This is a genomic window from Mycobacterium sp. ITM-2016-00318 (genome assembly GCF_002968285.2).
GTDB lineage: Bacteria > Actinomycetota > Actinomycetes > Mycobacteriales > Mycobacteriaceae > Mycobacterium.
This window is the reverse complement of the sequence record NZ_CP134400.1, coordinates 3273582-3288824: the sequence shown is the minus strand read 5'-3', so window position 1 is coordinate 3288824 and position 15243 is coordinate 3273582. Positions and strand designations below refer to the sequence as shown.

Genomic DNA, 15243 nt, shown 5'->3' with positions numbered 1-15243 from the left:
TCCGCGTGCTCATCGCACCCGACTGCTACGGCGACAGCCCGCACAAGTTTGGCGCAGGTCACGGCCGACGAACTCGGGAATAGCGGCATAACCAGGTACCGTTGAGCATGTGGGCTGTTAGAGGTCCGCAACACAAGCCATTCAGGGAGACGCAATGACTGTTCAGGACGAGTCGGCGACCAGCACCGCCACCCACGGCGCGGTCCTGACCGAAGCCGCGGCCGGCAAGGCCAAGGCGCTGCTGGACCAAGAGGGCCGTGACGACCTGGCGCTGCGAATCGCCGTTCAGCCCGGCGGTTGCGCTGGCCTGCGCTACAACCTCTTCTTCGATGACCGCACCCTCGACGGTGATCTGACCACCGAGTTCGGCGGCGTGAACCTGACCGTCGACCGGATGAGCGCCCCCTACATCCAGGGCGCCACCATCGACTTCGTCGACACCATCGAGAAGCAGGGCTTCACCATCGACAACCCCAACGCCACGGGTTCGTGCGCGTGCGGGGACTCGTTCAACTGAGCTTAACGTCGGCGCGGGTGCGGGTCTGAGCTAGTACTGGCCTGCCGCGCGCAGCAGATACGAACACACCAGGACCTGGTTGTCCTGCACGAGTAGCTGAGCCACGCCCTGCTCCTCCACCTCGGGTGGCGGACGAGTGCGGCTGCCCGCCGGCGTCACGTTCATGCTGAACAGGACCTGCGCCTGGGCCGGCGAGGAGAACACCATCTTGTCGATCGAGGTGACCTCGGCCTTCCCGAACTGCCTCTTGAAGGCATCGCTGCTCAAATCCGCCAGCGCAAGGTCCGACCGCTTCTCCTTCACCGCGTCGAACAGCCCGCACAAGGTGTGCCGGGCTATCTCCTGCGTGTCGCCGCGCTGCAGCGCATCCAGATAGTCCTGGATCGCGGCCTGCGCCGCGGCGTTGGTCAGCTTCTGCGGCGCCGACTCGTCGCCGGAGCGCATCACCAGAACCGTTGCGCCCACAGCGGCGGCCACCACGGCGAGGGCCACCAGCATGACCAGTACGGCGCGCCACGGGCTGCGCTTCGGATACGGCACCGGCGGCGGCAGCATGCCCGGGTACATCGGCGCGGCAATGGAATTGTCGGGATACGGCTGGGGCGGACCGGGATGAGGAGGAAACGGGCCGACCGGTCCAGCGCCGAAGTGGGGCGGATAGGGACCGGCCATGGAGTCGCTCTCCCGGAGATTGTCTTAGAGGATGCCGTCTACAGTGACCCGAACGAGTCTCGTACGCAGGTTAACGTAAGCGGCCGGACACCGACGGCACCGTGAAGCTCGCTACGATTAGCTAGACAGGTTAATGAATTGAAGGGTGATTCTTCGTGACCATCGCGGTAACCGGATCGATCGCAACCGACCATCTCATGCGATTTCCGGGCAAGTTCTCCGAAGGATTGCTGCCCGAACACCTGCAGAAGATCTCGGTGAGCTTCCTGGTGGACGACCTGGTGATCCACCGCGGCGGCGTCGCGGGAAACATGGCCTACGCCATCGGCGTTCTCGGCGGAGACCCGACGCTGGTCGGGGCCGTCGGCACCGACTTCGACGACTACCGCGGCTGGCTCACCAGCCACGGCGTGGACTGCGACAGCGTGCTGGTCTCCGACTCCGCCTACACGGCCCGGTTCGTGTGCACCACCGACCACGACATGGCCCAGATCGCGTCGTTCTACCCCGGCGCGATGTCGCAGGCCCGCGACATCAAGCTCGCTGACGTCGTGTCCCGTAGGGGCACACCGGACCTGGTGATCGTCGGCGCCAATGACCCAGACGCGATGTTCCTGCACACCGAGGAGTGCCGCGCGCTCGGTCTCGCGTTCGCGGCCGACCCGTCGCAGCAGCTGGCCCGGCTGACCGGGGACCAGATCCGCCAGTTGATCGACGGCGCCACCTACCTGTTCACCAACGACTACGAGTGGGACCTGCTGCTACAGAAATCCGGCTGGTCGGAGGCCGAGGTGATGCGCCAGATCCAGCTGCGTGTCACCACGCTGGGGGAGAAGGGCGTCGACATCGTCGGCCGCGACGGCACCTTCGTGCACGTCGACGTGGTGCCCGAGACGCACAAAGAAGACCCCACCGGCATCGGTGACGCGTTCCGCGCCGGCTTCTTGACCGGACGCGACAAGGGGTTGTCCATCGAGCGGGCCGCGCAGCTGGCCTCGCTGGTGGCGACCCTGGTGCTCGAGGCACCCGGACCGCAGGAGTGGAGCTGGGACCGCGATGCGGGCATCAAGCGGCTGACCGACGCCTACGGCGATGAAGCAGGCGCGGAGATCGCGCAGGCGCTTGCTTAAAGCTGCACCGGGTACGTCGGTTCGCTGATCTGTGGCGTCACGCTGCCTTCGACGAAAATGGCGTGCCACAGCATGAAGATCAGCACTGTCCACAGTCTCCTGCTGTGATCGCTTGCGCCGGTGCGGTGTTCGTCGAGCATGGTGCGGACCGCCGCGAGATTGACCAACTCGCCCGCCCCTGAGGACGCCGCAAGGCCGTACGCCCAGTCCAGCAGCTCACCCGCCCGCAGCCAGTGCCGGATCGGAACGGGGAAACCCAGCTTCGGCCGGTTCAGCACATGCGGTGGAATCACCGGTTTCAACGCACGGCGCAGCGCGTACTTGGTGGTCGCCCTGGTGATCTTCTGGTCAAGCGGAAGACGCGACGCCACCGCGAACACCTCGGGGTCCAGGAAGGGCACCCGCAGCTCGAGCGAGTTGGCCATCGTCATCTTGTCGGCCTTGACCAGGATGTCGCCGCGCAGCCAGGTGAACAGGTCGATGTGCTGCATGCGCGCGACCGGATCCCAGCCCTCGGACTCGGCGTAGACGCGGGCCGTGACGTCGGTGTGGGTCCAGTCGGCGCGGAATCCCGGCAGCACGGCCTGCAGCTGCGCGTCGGAGAAGCTGCGGGCGTTGCCGTAGTAGCGCTCCTCGAGCGTCTGGCTGCCCCTGTGCAGCAGGCTCTTTCCCCGCATGCCTTCCGGAAGCGGAGCCGACACCTTGGCCATCGACCGCCGCAGCGGCCGGGGAAGGTAGTCGAAAGGCTTGAGCGACAACGGCTCCCGGTAGATAGTGTATCCGCCGAAGAGCTCGTCGGCGCCCTCGCCGGACAGCACGACCTTGACGTACTTGCGCGCCTCGCGTGCGATGAAGAACAGCGGCACCAGTGCGGGGTCGGCGACGGGTTCGTCGAGATACCAGACGATCTCGGGCAGCGCCGCGACGAACTCGGCCTGGCTGACGACCTTGGTGACGTGCCGTGCGCCGATCGCCTCCGCCGAGGCCACCGCCACGTCGACCTCCGAGAAGCCCTCCCGCTCGAACCCGGTGGTGAACGTGATCAGCCGTGGGTTGTGCCGCATCGCCAGCGCCGCGATCGCAGTCGAGTCGATGCCGCCGGACAGGAAGGAACCGACGGTGACGTCGGCGCGCATGTGCTTGGCCACCGAGTCTTCGAGCACCGCGGTGATCTCGTCGTAGCGGCTCTGCTCGTCCGAACCGGCGCGGAACGGCACAGCGGCGAACCGCGGCCTGAAGTACCGGGTGACCTCGGGAGTTCCTCCTGGCCGCACCCTCGCATAGCTGCCCGACTCGAGCCGCCGCACGCCGCGGTGAAGCGTCTCGGGCTCCGGCACGTACTGCAGCACCGTGTAGTGCTGCACGGCGCGGTCGTCGATGCCCAGGTCCACGCCGAGCTCCTCGCCCAGATCGAGCAGGCACTTCTTCTCGCTGCCCACCGCCGTACCGGCCTTTCCGGTGGCCATGTAGAGCGGTTTGATGCCGAACGGGTCACGCGCGCACAACAACTCGCGTTCGACGGTGTCCCACAACGCGAACGCGAACATGCCGCGCAGCCGGGAGAGCGAGTCGGTGCCCCAGTAGTGGTAGGCGGCGATGATCGCCTCGCCGTCGCCGTCGGTTTTGAACTGTGCGCCCTTGGTGTCCGCCAGTTCCTCGCGCAGCTCCAGATAGTTGTAGATCTCGCCGTTGAAGACCAGCACGTAGCGGTCGGGAGTCTCGGCGGGTCCCCAGCGCAGCGGTTGGTGGCTGTGGGCGATGTCGATGATCGACAGCCGGTTGAAGCCGAGCACGACGTCGCCGTCGTGCCAGGTGCCCGGCTCGTCGGGGCCGCGGTGGCGCATCAGGTGCGAGGCGCCCGACACCGCCTCGACCAGACCATCGGAGACGTCGGCGGACGGGTCGGTCAGCAATGCCAGCAGTCCGCACACGGCGCCAGTATGCCGAATGGGGTCGCGGACGAGAGGAGCACCACCGATAAGTTGAGGTGTGTCGAGACCTGCACCCACGGTGGTCTACGCTGCGTAGTATTCGCCTAGTTCAACTGACTTCTAGGAGGCTCCAACGTGACACCTCGCGGACGCTGGGTGGTGGCACGGAGAGCGGCATTGGCGCTGGTCCTCGGTGCGACCGCACTGCTGCTCAGCGGGTGTAGCTGGTCGGAGGCTCTCGGCCTCGGCTGGCCGAACGGCATCACCCCTGAGGCGCACCTGAACCGTGAGCTGTGGATCGGCTCCGTGATCGCGTCGCTCGTGGTCGGCGTGATCGTCTGGGGCCTCATCTTCTGGAGCTCGGCCTTCCACCGGCACAAGAAGGGCGACACCGAGCTTCCCCGGCAGTTCGGCTACAACATGCCGCTCGAGCTGGTACTCACCGTCGTCCCGTTCCTGATCATCTCGGTGCTCTTCTACTTCACCGTGGTCGTGCAGGAGAAGCTGATGCACACGGAGTCCAACCCCGAGGTTGTCATCGACGTGACCGCCTTCCAGTGGAACTGGAAGTTCGGCTACCAGAAGGTCGCGTTCAGCGACGGCACGTTCGACTTCGACGGCGCCGAACCGGCGCGGACGATGTCCGCGGCGGGGCCCGAAGGGCTTCAGGGCGAAGAAGGTGGCGAGTTCCGCTCCAGCGGGGAAGAACACGCCATCGGCGCCAGGGAGCGCGACAACAAGGAGTACCTGCACTTCGACAAGGTGGAGACCCTCGGAACCAGCAACGAGGTCCCCGTTCTGGTGGTGCCGTCCGGCAAGCGCATCGAGTTCCAGATCGCCTCAGCCGACGTGGTTCACGGCTTCTGGGTACCGGAGTTCCTCTTCAAACGCGACGTGATGCCCGATCCCAAGGCGAACAATTCCAACAACGTCTTCCAGGTCACCGAGATCATGAAGACCGGCGCGTTCGTCGGCCGGTGCACGGAGTTGTGCGGCACCTATCACTCGATGATGAATTTCGAATTGCGAGTGGTCGAGCCCAACGACTTCAAGGCCTATCTACAGCAGCGCATCGCGGGTAAGACGAATGCCGAGGCGCTGCAGGCCATCAACCAACCGGCGACTGCGGTCACCACTCGCCCGTTCGACACCCGACGCGGCGAGCAGGCCGGAGCGCCTGCGCAGGCGAGTAAGTAGGGACGTCCATGCACATCGAAGCCAGGCTGTTCGAGTTCCTGACCGCGTTCTTCGTCCTCGCGGCCGTCGTCTACGGCGCACTGACACACATCTTCCAGTACGGCGGCGTCGAGTGGGCGGGTGTCACCGCCCTTGTCATGACCGCAGGACTGACGCTGATCACCGGCACCTTCTTCCGGTTCGTCGCACGTCGGCTCGATACCAGGCCCGAGGACTACGAGGATGCCGAGATCAGCGACGGCGCAGGCGAGCTCGGCTTCTACAGCCCGCACAGCTGGTGGCCGATCATCATCGCCCTTGCCGCCTCGGTCACGGCCGTGGGGGTCGCGCTCTGGCTGCCGTGGCTGATGGTGGCCGGTGTGGTGTTCGTGCTCGCTTCGGCTGCCGGCCTGGTGTTCGAGTACTACACCGGAGCAGAGAAGCACTGACCGTTCAAGGTCACATCTGGGCGTCAGTTGATTACTACCGCGCTGTGCGAATTCGATCCGCTCATCGGTTTCGGTAGGGTTTGCCGAGGCCGTACACGTCGCTGTCAGCCGCTTGCTGTCGCGCCGATGAGTAGTGGAGAAGGATAGGCGTAATGAGCGGGCCGAATCCCCCAGGACCGGATTCCGAAGGGTCGGACACTCCGGATCAGGAACCGGGCGAGCCGACCGCCGAGGAAGCTAGCGTCGCGGACGCGACCGGCGAGACGGAAATCCACTCGCGTGCCTACTCGGCGCCCGAGTCCGAGCAGTTCACCGCAGGACCCTACGTCGCCGCCGATCCCGACCTCTATGACTACGACGAGTACGACAAGACCGAACTGGTCGACACGGGCAGGCCGCCGCGCTGGCCGTGGGTCGTCGGCGTCGTCGCCATCATCGCAGCCATCTCCCTTGTGGTGTCCGTGTCGTTGCTGGTGATGGGTACGGAGTCCGACAACCTCAACGCGCAGGGCGAACCAACGTCGAGCACCACCACGGCGCCGCCCGTGCAGGACGAGATCACCACCACGACCCCGCCACCACCGCCGCCCCCGCCGCCGTCGGAGGAGCCGCCTCCACCGCCTCCGGAAACCGTGACGGTGACCGAGCCGCCGCCGGCACCTGCGCCTGCGCCTGCGCCCGCGCCCGAGGAGCCGGCGCCGCCGCCCCCTGAGGCACCGCCCAGTTCGGCAGCGCCGCCGCCCACGACGACGCGCGCGGGCCCACGCCAGGTGACGTATTCGGTGACCGGCACGAAGGCGCCGGGTGACATCATCACCGTCACCTACATCGACGCGTCCGGGCGCAGCCGCACGCAGCGCAACGTCTACATCCCGTGGTCGTTGACAGTGACACCGATCTCGCAGTCCGAGGTGGGCTCGGTGCAGGCGTCCAGCCTGTTTCTGGTCAGCAGGCTCAACTGCTCGATCACCACGAGCGACGGCACCGTATTGTCCTCGAATACCGGCAACTCCGCACAGACAAGCTGCTGATGACACACAACACTTGGGCCGCGGCCCGCTCGCGGCTCAACCCGACGGGCAACGACGCCGACAACACCGACCGGATTCTGCTCGCGGTGTGTGCGGCCGTCTGGCTCGCCGTCTTGGGATCGGCGGTCGCGGCCGCGGTGGCGCTGGTCGATCTCGGCAGCAAGCATCAAGAGTCGTCGACCGAGTCGGGGACACCCTGGTTGCTGTACGGCGTGATCGGGGTCTCGGCGCTCGTCATCGTCGGCGCGATCCCGCTGCTGATCCGGGCCAGGCGCACGGCGCTCGAGGATCCGCGCGGCGCACCGGGCGGCGACGCCCGACCGGCACCCGCGCGGACGCAGGCGGCAGCGCGGACACCCGATCCGCGCACGCAGAACCTCCGGACTGCCCAGGCGCCCGCGGCAGGGGTCCGTCAGCGCAGTGCGTTGTCGTCGTCGCCGGGAATCAGCATGTACGACACCGGAGTACCGCCCGCCGTGGAGCGGGTCTGGCTGCGTTGCGCGGTGGTCATCGCGATCGCGATGGGCGTAGCGCTGTTGGCCATCGGCATCGCCACCTATCTGATGGCGGCGGGCCATGACACCTACGCGTGGGCGGCCTACGTCGTCGCCGGCCTCGTCACGCTCGCGATGCCCGCCGCTCCGTGGATCTACCTACGGCAGTTGGGCGAACTCGTCGACAAGCACTGACAGCTGATCGCCGCTGAGCGGGTCAGTGTCCGTTTGTCGAGCCGTGCCCGTTGGGGCTCTGGCCGTCGCCGCCGTGCCCGTTGGAGCCGTTGCGGTCCTGATGCTCGCGCAGCGCCGTGAGCGCCTTGCGCTCTCCGGCGTGCTCCGCCTCGACGAGCGCGTCGTGCTGGTCGGCCGGATCCGCCCGCAGGAAGCTTCCGATGCCGGGGGAACCGCCGGAGCCCAGCTTGTTCATCCGCTTCGGCACGGGCGCACCCTGGTACTCCAGTGGGATCGGATGGCCGTGTTCGTCGACCGGTCCCAGCGGCTGGTGCAGCTCGATGTAGGCACCGTGCGGCAGCCGTTTGATGATGCCCGTCTCGATGCCGTGCTCGAGCACTCCGCGGTCGCTGCGCTGCAGACCGATGCACCAGCGGTAGGTGATGTAGTAGACGATCGCAGGCAGCACCACCATGCCGATGCGGCCGATCCACGTCGTCGCGTTCAGCGAGATGTGGAATTTCAGCGCGATGATGTCGTTCATGCAGGCGAAGGTGAGCACGATGTAGAACGAGATCGCCATTGCGCCGATCGCGGTGCGCACCGGAGCGTCCCGCGGTCGCTGCAACAGGTTGTGATGCGCCCTGTCGCCGGTGAATTTCTGCTCCAGGAACGGCCACGCCGGAAGGAGCATGAAGATGACGCCCATGAGCACAGCGATCCACACGGGCTGGGGGATCGTGTGCCCGAACAGGTAGAACTCCCATGCCGGCCAGAGCCGGATGAGGCCGTCAGTCCACATCATGTAGAAGTCCGGCTGGCTACCCGCCGAGATCTGAGAGGGCTTGTAGGGGCCGAGCTGCCAGATCGGGTTGATCTGCAGCAGGCCGCCCATGATTCCCAGAATGCCGGTCGTCACCGCGAAGAAGGCGCCGGACTTGACGGCGAACACGGGCATGACGCGGACGCCGACGACATTGGTCTCGGTGCGCCCCGGTCCCGGGAACTGGGTGTGCTTCTGGAACCACACCATCGCGAGGTGTACACCGATGAGCGCCAGGATGATTCCGGGGATCAGCAGGATGTGCAGCGCGTACAGACGCGGGATGATGATGCCGATTGTGCAGTCGTTTCCGGCCCCACCGCAGGGGAAATCACCGGCGAACAAAGCCCAGTGCAGCCAGGTGCCGACAACCGGAACGCCCATCGTGATGCCCGAGAACGCGGCACGGAGGCCGGTGCCGGACAGGAGATCGTCGGGCAGCGAGTAGCCGAAGAAGCCCTCGAACATCGCCAGGATGAGCAGCAGAGAGCCGATGACCCAGTTGGTCTCCCGGGGCCTGCGGAAGGCGCCGGTGAAGAAGATGCGCGCCAGGTGCACCATGATCGAGGCCGCGAAAAGCAGTGCGGCCCAGTGGTGAATCTGACGGACGAACAGGCCGCCGCGCACCTCGAAGCTGATGTCGAGGGTGGACGCGAACGCCTTCGACATCTCGACGCCGCGCAGCGGCTGATACACACCCTGGTAGGTGACCTCGACCATCGACGGGTCGAAGAACAGGGTGAGATACACGCCGGTGAGAAGCAGGACGATGAAGCTGTACAAAGCGATCTCACCCAGCAGGAACGACCAGTGGGTGGGGAAGACCTTGTTGAGCTGCCTGCGGACCGCCGCCGAGGGGTGGTAACGCGAGTCCATCGCGTCTCCCTGTCCGGCCGCAATCTCCGCTAGCTTGGGCGGTTTTGGCAATTTAGGACTCATGATGTCCGCTCCCAGAATGCCGGTCCGACGGGCTCGATGAAGTCGCCGTTGGCGACGAGATACCCGTCCTTGTCAATGGTGATGGGCAGCTGCGCCAGCGCGCGCGCAGCCGGGCCGAATATGGGTTTCGCGAAATGCAACGCGTCGAACTGCGACTGGTGGCACGGGCAGAGGATGCGATAGGACTGCTGCTCGTAAAGCGAAGAGGGGCAACCCAAGTGCGAGCACACCTTGGTATAGGCGAACAGGTCGCCGAAGTTGAAGCTCTCCTGCCCCTGCCTCTTGACCACCCGTTTCATGTCGCCTGGCTTGATGCGGATGAGCATCACCGGGTTGCGCACACCCATCAGGATCTCGTTGAGCCGATGGTGTGAGTCGGTGGTGGTGCCGTCGCCGTCGGACTCCCGCCACGGAAACACCGTCTCCATGCCGCCGGCGTCGAGATCCTCGGGGCGCATCTTGACGAAAGGCGCTCCGTGATCGGCGCTTCCGGTGGCGCGCGCCAAGAAGATCGTCTCGCCCGTGAACTGGGGAGTCCATCCCGACGTCCAGAGCACGGCCTTCTTACCCTCGGCGGTCGGCATCACCGGTTTCCACGGATTCTTGATGAGGCCGCCGATGAACGCGACCAGCGTGCCCGCCCCGAATGCGCCGAGGCCGATGCCGAGCGAAAGCCCGATCATCTTGCGGCGCCTGATTCCCGAGCCCTCGAGTGCATCGGAGAGGTTCGCCCCCACGGTCTTCCGCTGGATCTCGGGAGACGCGCCGTCGTGGCGCTCCTGGATGCTGATCTCCTCAGGGATGAACTTCTTCTGGTACAGCACCGCGCCGATGCCGATGGCCAGGATCGAAAGTCCGAACGTGAGCCCGTACAGCGGGGTGGCCAGGTCGTACCACCAGTGGCCCTCGGTTTCCTTGCCCTTGTACTCCCACGGCCAGAACAGGAAGACCAGCAACAGCGCGAGGCCTGAAAGGCCCCCCAGCAGAAGCCAATTGGTCACCGAACGCGCCGCGCGCTTCTCGGCCTTGGTGTCGCTGACGGGCCAGCGATCTTCCTTGTAGACGATCTCTACGCCGTCGAGCTTTCCGCCGAGCTCGACCAGCTCCTCGCGGGACATCGACGCCAGCTCGGCGTCGGTCGGCTGACCCGGCACACCCGCATGGCCGGGGGCGTCGGTGCCCTTCGGGGTGTTCTCGGCGTCACTCACGTTCGGGCTCCGATCCACAGGGCCGCCGCGATGACGGCCACCATGCCGATGATCCAGGCGGCCATACCCTCTGACGTGGGCCCGAAGCCGCCGAGTCCGTAACCGCCGGGGTCCGGCGCTTCCGCGGCCATCCGGACGTAGGCGACGATGTCGCGCTTCTCCTCGGGGGAGAGCTGACGATCGGAGAACTTCGGCATGTTCTGCGGACCGGTCTGCATGGCCGTGTAAATCTGCGCCGGCTCGGCGTCGGAAAGCTCGGGGGCGTACTTGCCCGACGACAGCGCGCCGCCCTTACCCGTGAAGTTGTGGCAGGAAGCGCAATTGAGCCGGAACAGGTCGCCGCCGCGGGCCACGTCGTTCCCGATCAATGAGGTTCCGGCGATCTGGCCGTTCTCGTCGCGAGGTACCTCCGGGCCGCCACCGTTGGCCTGGATGTAGGCGCCGAGGGCGTCGATCTGCGCTTCGTCGAACTGCGGCGGCTTCTGCGGTGCCTGCGCCTCGCCGCGCATCGCCGGCATGCGGCCGGTCGACACCTGGAAGTAGACGGCGGACTCGCCGACCCCGACCAGGCTGGGGCCGCGATCGGTCACACCCTGCAGGTTGACGCCGTGACAGGTGACGCAGGAGGTGTTGAACAGATCCTTTCCTGTGCGCAGCATCGCCGAGGCTGACTCATCGGCGACGGCCACCTGCGGCGTGGGCGTCAGCGTGGCGGCAAGGCCACCCGCGACGCCGAGTCCGATCAGCAGCAGCACTGCCGCTGAGAGTCGGCGACGAAGACGGCGGCGGTTCAATGTCGCCGGCCTTCCGGCTCCGCGGGCCTTCCTGGTCATCGAACCCCTTCTCATCCCCAGCCTGCTAACGAACGAAGTAGATGGTGGCGAACAGCGCGATCCACACGATGTCGACGAAGTGCCAGTAGTACGAGACGACGATCGCGGCGGTGGCCTGCGCGGGTGTGAACTTGGTCATGGTGGTGCGCGCAAGCAGGTAGATGAACGCGATGAGGCCGCCGATGACGTGCAGGCCGTGGAATCCGGTGGGCAGGTAGAACACCGAGCCGTAGGCGCTGCTGGAGATCGTGGTGCCGTGGTGGACCAATTGGATGTACTCGTAGCCCTGTCCAAGCACGAAGAACAGACCCATCAGGAACGTGATCACATACCAGCGCCGCAAACCGAACACGTCGCCGCGTTCGGCGGCGAAGACGCCCATCTGACAGGTGAAGGAGGAGGCAATCAGCACCAGCGTGACGGGCACGGCCTGAAAGAGGTTCAGCTCGGTCGGCTCGGGCGGCCAATCGCCGCCGGCCTGGGAGCGGGCGGTGAAGTACATCGCGAACAGTCCAGCAAAGAACATCAGCTCGCTGGAAAGCCAGACGATGGTGCCAACACTGACCATATTGGGCCGGTTCAGCGAATGCACGCGCGACGTGATCGCGGTTCCCGAGGTCCCTACAGCGCTCGTCACAACGCAAGTATGACGCTTTGTAGTTGTTCAACTCCACCCGGGTGGACCAATTCGTCATAATCTGGCGGTGACTTCATCGCACAGCGAGCCGTCGTGGCCGCTGATCCTGGGCCGACTGACCACTCGTAAGCCGTTGGAGGCGGGTCAGGCGGCCTGGGCGATGGACCAGATCATGACCGGCGTGGCCACGCCGGCGCAGATCGCGGCGTTCGGCGTGTCGATGAAGATGAAGCGGCCGACGTCGGCCGAGGTGACCGAGCTGGCCGGCACCATGCTCTCCTACGCCCTTCGGGTGCCCACCGACGAGATCGGGACGGACACCGTCGACATCGTCGGCACCGGAGGCGACGGCGCGAACACGGTGAACCTGTCGACGATGGCGGCCATCGTGGTGGCGGCTGCCGGCGTTCCTGTGGTGAAACACGGCAACCGGGCCGCGTCGTCACGCAGCGGAGGCGCCGACACCCTCGAGGCGCTCGGCGTTCGCATCGACCTGGGGCCCGACGAGGTGGCCCGCAGCGTGGCCGAAGTCGGCATCGGGTTCTGCTTCGCCCAGACGTTCCACCCGTCCTATAAGCATGCGGGCGCGGCGCGCCGCGAGATCGGTGTGCCGACGGTATTCAATCTTCTTGGGCCCCTGACGAATCCGGGTGCGCCCCGCGCCGGGCTGATCGGCTGCGCATGGGGCGATCTCGCCGAGGTGATGGCTGGCGTTTTCGCGACGCGCCGGTCCAGCGTCCTCGTCGTGCACGGCGACGACGGGCTCGACGAACTCACCACGACCACAACGAGCACCATCTGGCGGGTTCAGGCAGGCACCGTGGAGAAGCTGACGTTCGATCCGGCCGGTTTCGGGTTCGCCCGCGCGGAGATCTCCGAGTTGGTCGGCGGCGACGCCGAGAAGAACGCGGCGGAGGCGCGCGAGGTGCTCGCAGGCGCCGCCGGACCGGTGCGCGACGCGGTGATCCTCAACGCGGCGGGCGCGATGGTGGCGCATGCCGGGCTAACCAGCGGCGCCGAATGGCTCTCGGCGTGGGAGTCGGGACTGAATCGCGCCGTGACCGCGATCGACTCCGGCGCGGCCGAACAGCTGCTCGCGCGTTGGGTGCGGTTCACTCAGCAGGCTTGACGAGTCGAGCGTCTGAACTGCGGCCAGCCGGGCCGAGCGCGCCGACGCGGCCCACGACGCCCAGCGTCCCGCACACCCCACCGGGGACGCCCAGCCGGGCTCGGCGCGTACGATGCGCACGCCGGGCTGGCCGAGCCAGCGCATGATCAGCCCGACCTCTTCCACCAGCGCGCCGCCCAGCGGGGCCGTGGCGGGCAGGATCGCTTGTGCCCCAGCGGTTATCGCGTCGACCACCGGCATCGGCGGAACGCCTAGGGGCGCGAGGCCCGCGGCGGCGAGCTGTCCGCGGCGGATGACCGCGAGGTGCCATCCGCCGTTGCCGTCGGGACGCGCCGCGACGAGCTCGGTGACCGCGGCCAGTGCGCGTAGCCGCTGACCGCGCCACAGCACATCGATTGCGGCCGCGGCGTGGTCGCGCAGCCGGGCGGCCGTCTCGTAGCGGTTGGCGGCGGCCAGCTCGCCGATGCGGGCGGACACCGCCGTCAACACGGCGTCCTCGACTCCGTCGATCAGCGCCGTCGCGCGCCGCGGCGCCCCGGCGTAGCCGGCCGCGGGCACATCGCGGGGAGCCGGACACGGCGACAGTTCGCGTTCGGGGCACGCGGGCCCGTGCCGTGCCGAGCGGGCGATCCTCGTGGTGCAGGTGCGCAGCCCGGTGAACCGGGCAAGCAGATCGGCGGTCTCGACGGCGTCGGCACGCACCCGGAACGGGCCGACGGCACTGTCGCCCTTGGGGTTACGCACGATCGACAGCCGCGGGAACGCCTCGTCGGTCAGCACGATCCACCACCACCGCTGAGGGAACTTGGATCGGCGGTTGTAGGGCGGCGCATGCGCGGCCAGCAGGCGCAGCTCACGCACACCGGCTTCCAGGTCATTTGCGCACTCGACGTGGTCGACGGCGGTGGCCAGGGCGACCATCTCCTTGATTCGCGGGCGCGAGTCGGATCCGTTGAAGTACTGGACCGCGCGTCTGCGGAGATCCACCGCCGTGCCGACGTAGAGCACCTCGTCGGCGGGCCCGCGGAACAGGTAAACACCCGGAGTGCGCGGAAGGTTGGCGGCCAGCACCCGCTTGCGGCGCTGCTCGGGCGACACGTCGGGTAGGTAGGAACGTAGGTCGGTATAGGTGTGCACGCCTCGGTTGCCGACACGCTCGATGAGCGCGTGCAGCACGTCGACGGTGGCCCGCGCGTCGTCGAGTGCCCGATGCGTCGGGGTGGTCGCGGCGCCGAACAAGCGGGCCAGCGCGGAGAGTTTCACGCTGGGCGCCTCGTCGCGGGTCAGCACACGCCGGGCCAACCGGACGGTGCACAGCACCCGTGGGCGCGGCCAGGCGATCCCGCAACGCTCCGCTGCAGCGCGAAGGAAGCCGATGTCGAATCCGGCGTTGTGCGCCACGAGCACTGCGCCGCGCGCGAATTCGAGAAACGCGGGCAGCACCGACTCGATTCTCGGGGCGTCGCGGACCATGGCCGAGGTGATACCGGTGAGTTCAACGATCTGCGGTGGGATGCTGCGGCCGGGGTCGATCAGGGTGGCCAGCTCGCCGAGCACCTCACCACCGCGCACCTTGACGGCGCCGATCTCGGTGATCGCGTCGACGTTGGCGTCGTCGCCGTTCGCCCGTCCGCCCGTCGTCTCGAGGTCGACGACGACGAAGGTGATGTTCCGCAGAGATTCGGACGCCAGCCCGAACGAATCCTCCTCGACGTCGGCGAAGCTGAGCTGGCCCATGGCCTGAAGGTAGGCAGTGGTACCGACAGCGCCGAGTTGCCACGCGGGGGATGTCGGTGGTCGCGGTTACCGTGCGTTCAACCCGATCGAGAGGACGGTCAGATGGACGAGACCAGGGATACCGGCGCGGTGACCATCGACTGCGATGACTGTGCGGTCCGGGGTCACGGCTGCAAGGACTGCGTCGTGAGCGTGTTGCTGGGGGTGCCTGACACCCTGCTGTCCGACGAGCGCGCGGCGTTGGAGGTGCTCGCCGAGGCGGGGATGGCCCCGCGGCTGCGGCTTGTGCCGATTCACCGCCCCGGCGACTCCGGATTCGTCGCCTGACGACACGCCTGGCAACGGAGCGCGTCCGAAAAACTC

General features: G+C 67.0%; 14 protein-coding genes and 1 pseudogene. 8 read left to right on the top strand and 7 right to left on the bottom strand.

Going from position 1 to position 15243, the window contains the following annotated elements:
* The first annotated feature begins 154 nt into the window (after nucleotides 1–154).
* Nucleotides 155–517 carry an iron-sulfur cluster assembly accessory protein gene (locus C6A82_RS16190; RefSeq protein WP_105345236.1) on the top strand — a complete coding sequence of 121 codons (363 nt, stop codon included), beginning with the start codon at nucleotides 155–157 and terminating at the stop codon, nucleotides 515–517.
* A 30-nt stretch (nucleotides 518–547) separates the two neighbouring features.
* Here the strand turns inward: C6A82_RS16190 and C6A82_RS16185 are convergent, their stop codons facing one another.
* Nucleotides 548–1189, bottom strand: a complete 642-nt coding sequence (locus C6A82_RS16185) for a hypothetical protein (protein ID WP_105345234.1) — start codon at nucleotides 1187–1189, stop codon at nucleotides 548–550.
* Nucleotides 1190–1344: 155 nt separating this feature from the next.
* Here C6A82_RS16185 and C6A82_RS16180 point away from each other — a divergent pair, with 155 nt between their 5' ends.
* Entirely contained in the window at nucleotides 1345–2319 is a 975-nt protein-coding gene (locus C6A82_RS16180; protein ID WP_105345232.1) for a carbohydrate kinase family protein, read from the top strand.
* On the opposite strand, the gene asnB is transcribed toward C6A82_RS16180, so the two are convergent.
* Nucleotides 2316–4250, bottom strand: coding sequence for an asparagine synthase (glutamine-hydrolyzing) (gene asnB, locus C6A82_RS16175; RefSeq protein WP_105345231.1), 1935 nt, complete (start codon nucleotides 4248–4250; stop codon nucleotides 2316–2318). The genes C6A82_RS16180 and asnB overlap by 4 nt on opposite strands.
* Before the next feature lie 135 nt (nucleotides 4251–4385).
* Between asnB and C6A82_RS16170 the strand changes: the two genes are divergently transcribed.
* From C6A82_RS16170 to C6A82_RS16155, 4 genes are all read left to right on the top strand, one after another.
* The gene (locus C6A82_RS16170) at nucleotides 4386–5447 is read left to right on the top strand and encodes a cytochrome c oxidase subunit II (protein WP_105345229.1); all 1062 of its coding nucleotides are present in this window, start codon (nucleotides 4386–4388) and stop codon (nucleotides 5445–5447) included.
* An 8-nt stretch (nucleotides 5448–5455) separates the two neighbouring features.
* A complete protein-coding gene (locus C6A82_RS16165) occupies nucleotides 5456–5875 on the top strand; it encodes a cytochrome c oxidase subunit 4 (protein ID WP_105345227.1) in 420 nt (139 codons plus the stop codon).
* Between the two features lie 152 nt (nucleotides 5876–6027).
* Nucleotides 6028–6906, top strand: coding sequence for an MmpS family transport accessory protein (locus tag C6A82_RS16160; RefSeq protein ID WP_311101382.1), 879 nt, complete (start codon nucleotides 6028–6030; stop codon nucleotides 6904–6906).
* A complete protein-coding gene (locus C6A82_RS16155; protein WP_105344189.1) occupies nucleotides 6906–7595 on the top strand; it encodes a DUF2561 family protein in 690 nt (229 codons plus the stop codon). The genes C6A82_RS16160 and C6A82_RS16155 overlap by 1 nt, the downstream gene beginning before the upstream one ends.
* A 22-nt stretch (nucleotides 7596–7617) precedes the next feature.
* Here C6A82_RS16155 and C6A82_RS16150 read toward each other — a convergent pair whose 3' ends face one another.
* The 4 genes from C6A82_RS16150 to C6A82_RS16135 are packed head-to-tail and all read right to left on the bottom strand — an operon-like array spanning nucleotide 7618 to nucleotide 12014.
* Nucleotides 7618–9336 (bottom strand): cytochrome bc complex cytochrome b subunit, encoded by a 1719-nt coding sequence (locus C6A82_RS16150; protein ID WP_105344191.1) that lies wholly within the window; start codon nucleotides 9334–9336, stop codon nucleotides 7618–7620.
* Entirely contained in the window at nucleotides 9333–10544 is a 1212-nt protein-coding gene (locus C6A82_RS16145; protein ID WP_105344206.1) for a ubiquinol-cytochrome c reductase iron-sulfur subunit, read from the bottom strand. The genes C6A82_RS16150 and C6A82_RS16145 overlap by 4 nt, the downstream gene beginning before the upstream one ends.
* Entirely contained in the window at nucleotides 10541–11377 is an 837-nt protein-coding gene (locus C6A82_RS16140; RefSeq protein WP_105344193.1) for a c-type cytochrome, read from the bottom strand. Before C6A82_RS16140 ends, C6A82_RS16145 begins: the two co-directional genes overlap by 4 nt.
* A 25-nt stretch (nucleotides 11378–11402) precedes the next feature.
* Nucleotides 11403–12014 carry a heme-copper oxidase subunit III gene (locus tag C6A82_RS16135; RefSeq protein ID WP_105344195.1) on the bottom strand — a complete coding sequence of 204 codons (612 nt, stop codon included), beginning with the start codon at nucleotides 12012–12014 and terminating at the stop codon, nucleotides 11403–11405.
* A 67-nt stretch (nucleotides 12015–12081) separates the two neighbouring features.
* Here C6A82_RS16135 and trpD point away from each other — a divergent pair, with 67 nt between their 5' ends.
* Complete coding sequence (trpD, locus tag C6A82_RS16130; protein ID WP_396836162.1) at nucleotides 12082–13143, top strand: anthranilate phosphoribosyltransferase; 1062 nt, start codon at nucleotides 12082–12084, stop codon at nucleotides 13141–13143.
* On the opposite strand, the pseudogene C6A82_RS16125 reads toward trpD, so the two are convergent.
* Nucleotides 13081–14880: pseudogene (locus tag C6A82_RS16125) on the bottom strand (DEDD exonuclease domain-containing protein); the annotation flags it as partial. The gene trpD and the pseudogene C6A82_RS16125 overlap by 63 nt on opposite strands.
* Before the next feature lie 102 nt (nucleotides 14881–14982).
* Between C6A82_RS16125 and C6A82_RS16120 the strand changes: the two are divergent.
* Nucleotides 14983–15207 (top strand): hypothetical protein, encoded by a 225-nt coding sequence (locus C6A82_RS16120; protein ID WP_105344199.1) that lies wholly within the window; start codon nucleotides 14983–14985, stop codon nucleotides 15205–15207.
* Nucleotides 15208–15243: the final 36 nt, after the last annotated feature.

Coding starts and splice junctions, on each gene's coding strand:
- C6A82_RS16190 (WP_105345236.1), top strand. CDS start 155: ATGACTGTTCAGGACGAGTCGGCGACCAGCACCGCCACCCACGGCGCG.
- C6A82_RS16185 (WP_105345234.1), bottom strand. CDS start 1,189: ATGGCCGGTCCCTATCCGCCCCACTTCGGCGCTGGACCGGTCGGCCCG.
- C6A82_RS16165 (WP_105345227.1), top strand. CDS start 5,456: ATGCACATCGAAGCCAGGCTGTTCGAGTTCCTGACCGCGTTCTTCGTC.
- C6A82_RS16160 (WP_311101382.1), top strand. CDS start 6,028: ATGAGCGGGCCGAATCCCCCAGGACCGGATTCCGAAGGGTCGGACACT.
- C6A82_RS16155 (WP_105344189.1), top strand. CDS start 6,906: ATGACACACAACACTTGGGCCGCGGCCCGCTCGCGGCTCAACCCGACG.
- C6A82_RS16150 (WP_105344191.1), bottom strand. CDS start 9,336: ATGAGTCCTAAATTGCCAAAACCGCCCAAGCTAGCGGAGATTGCGGCC.
- C6A82_RS16140 (WP_105344193.1), bottom strand. CDS start 11,377: ATGACCAGGAAGGCCCGCGGAGCCGGAAGGCCGGCGACATTGAACCGC.
- C6A82_RS16120 (WP_105344199.1), top strand. CDS start 14,983: ATGGACGAGACCAGGGATACCGGCGCGGTGACCATCGACTGCGATGAC.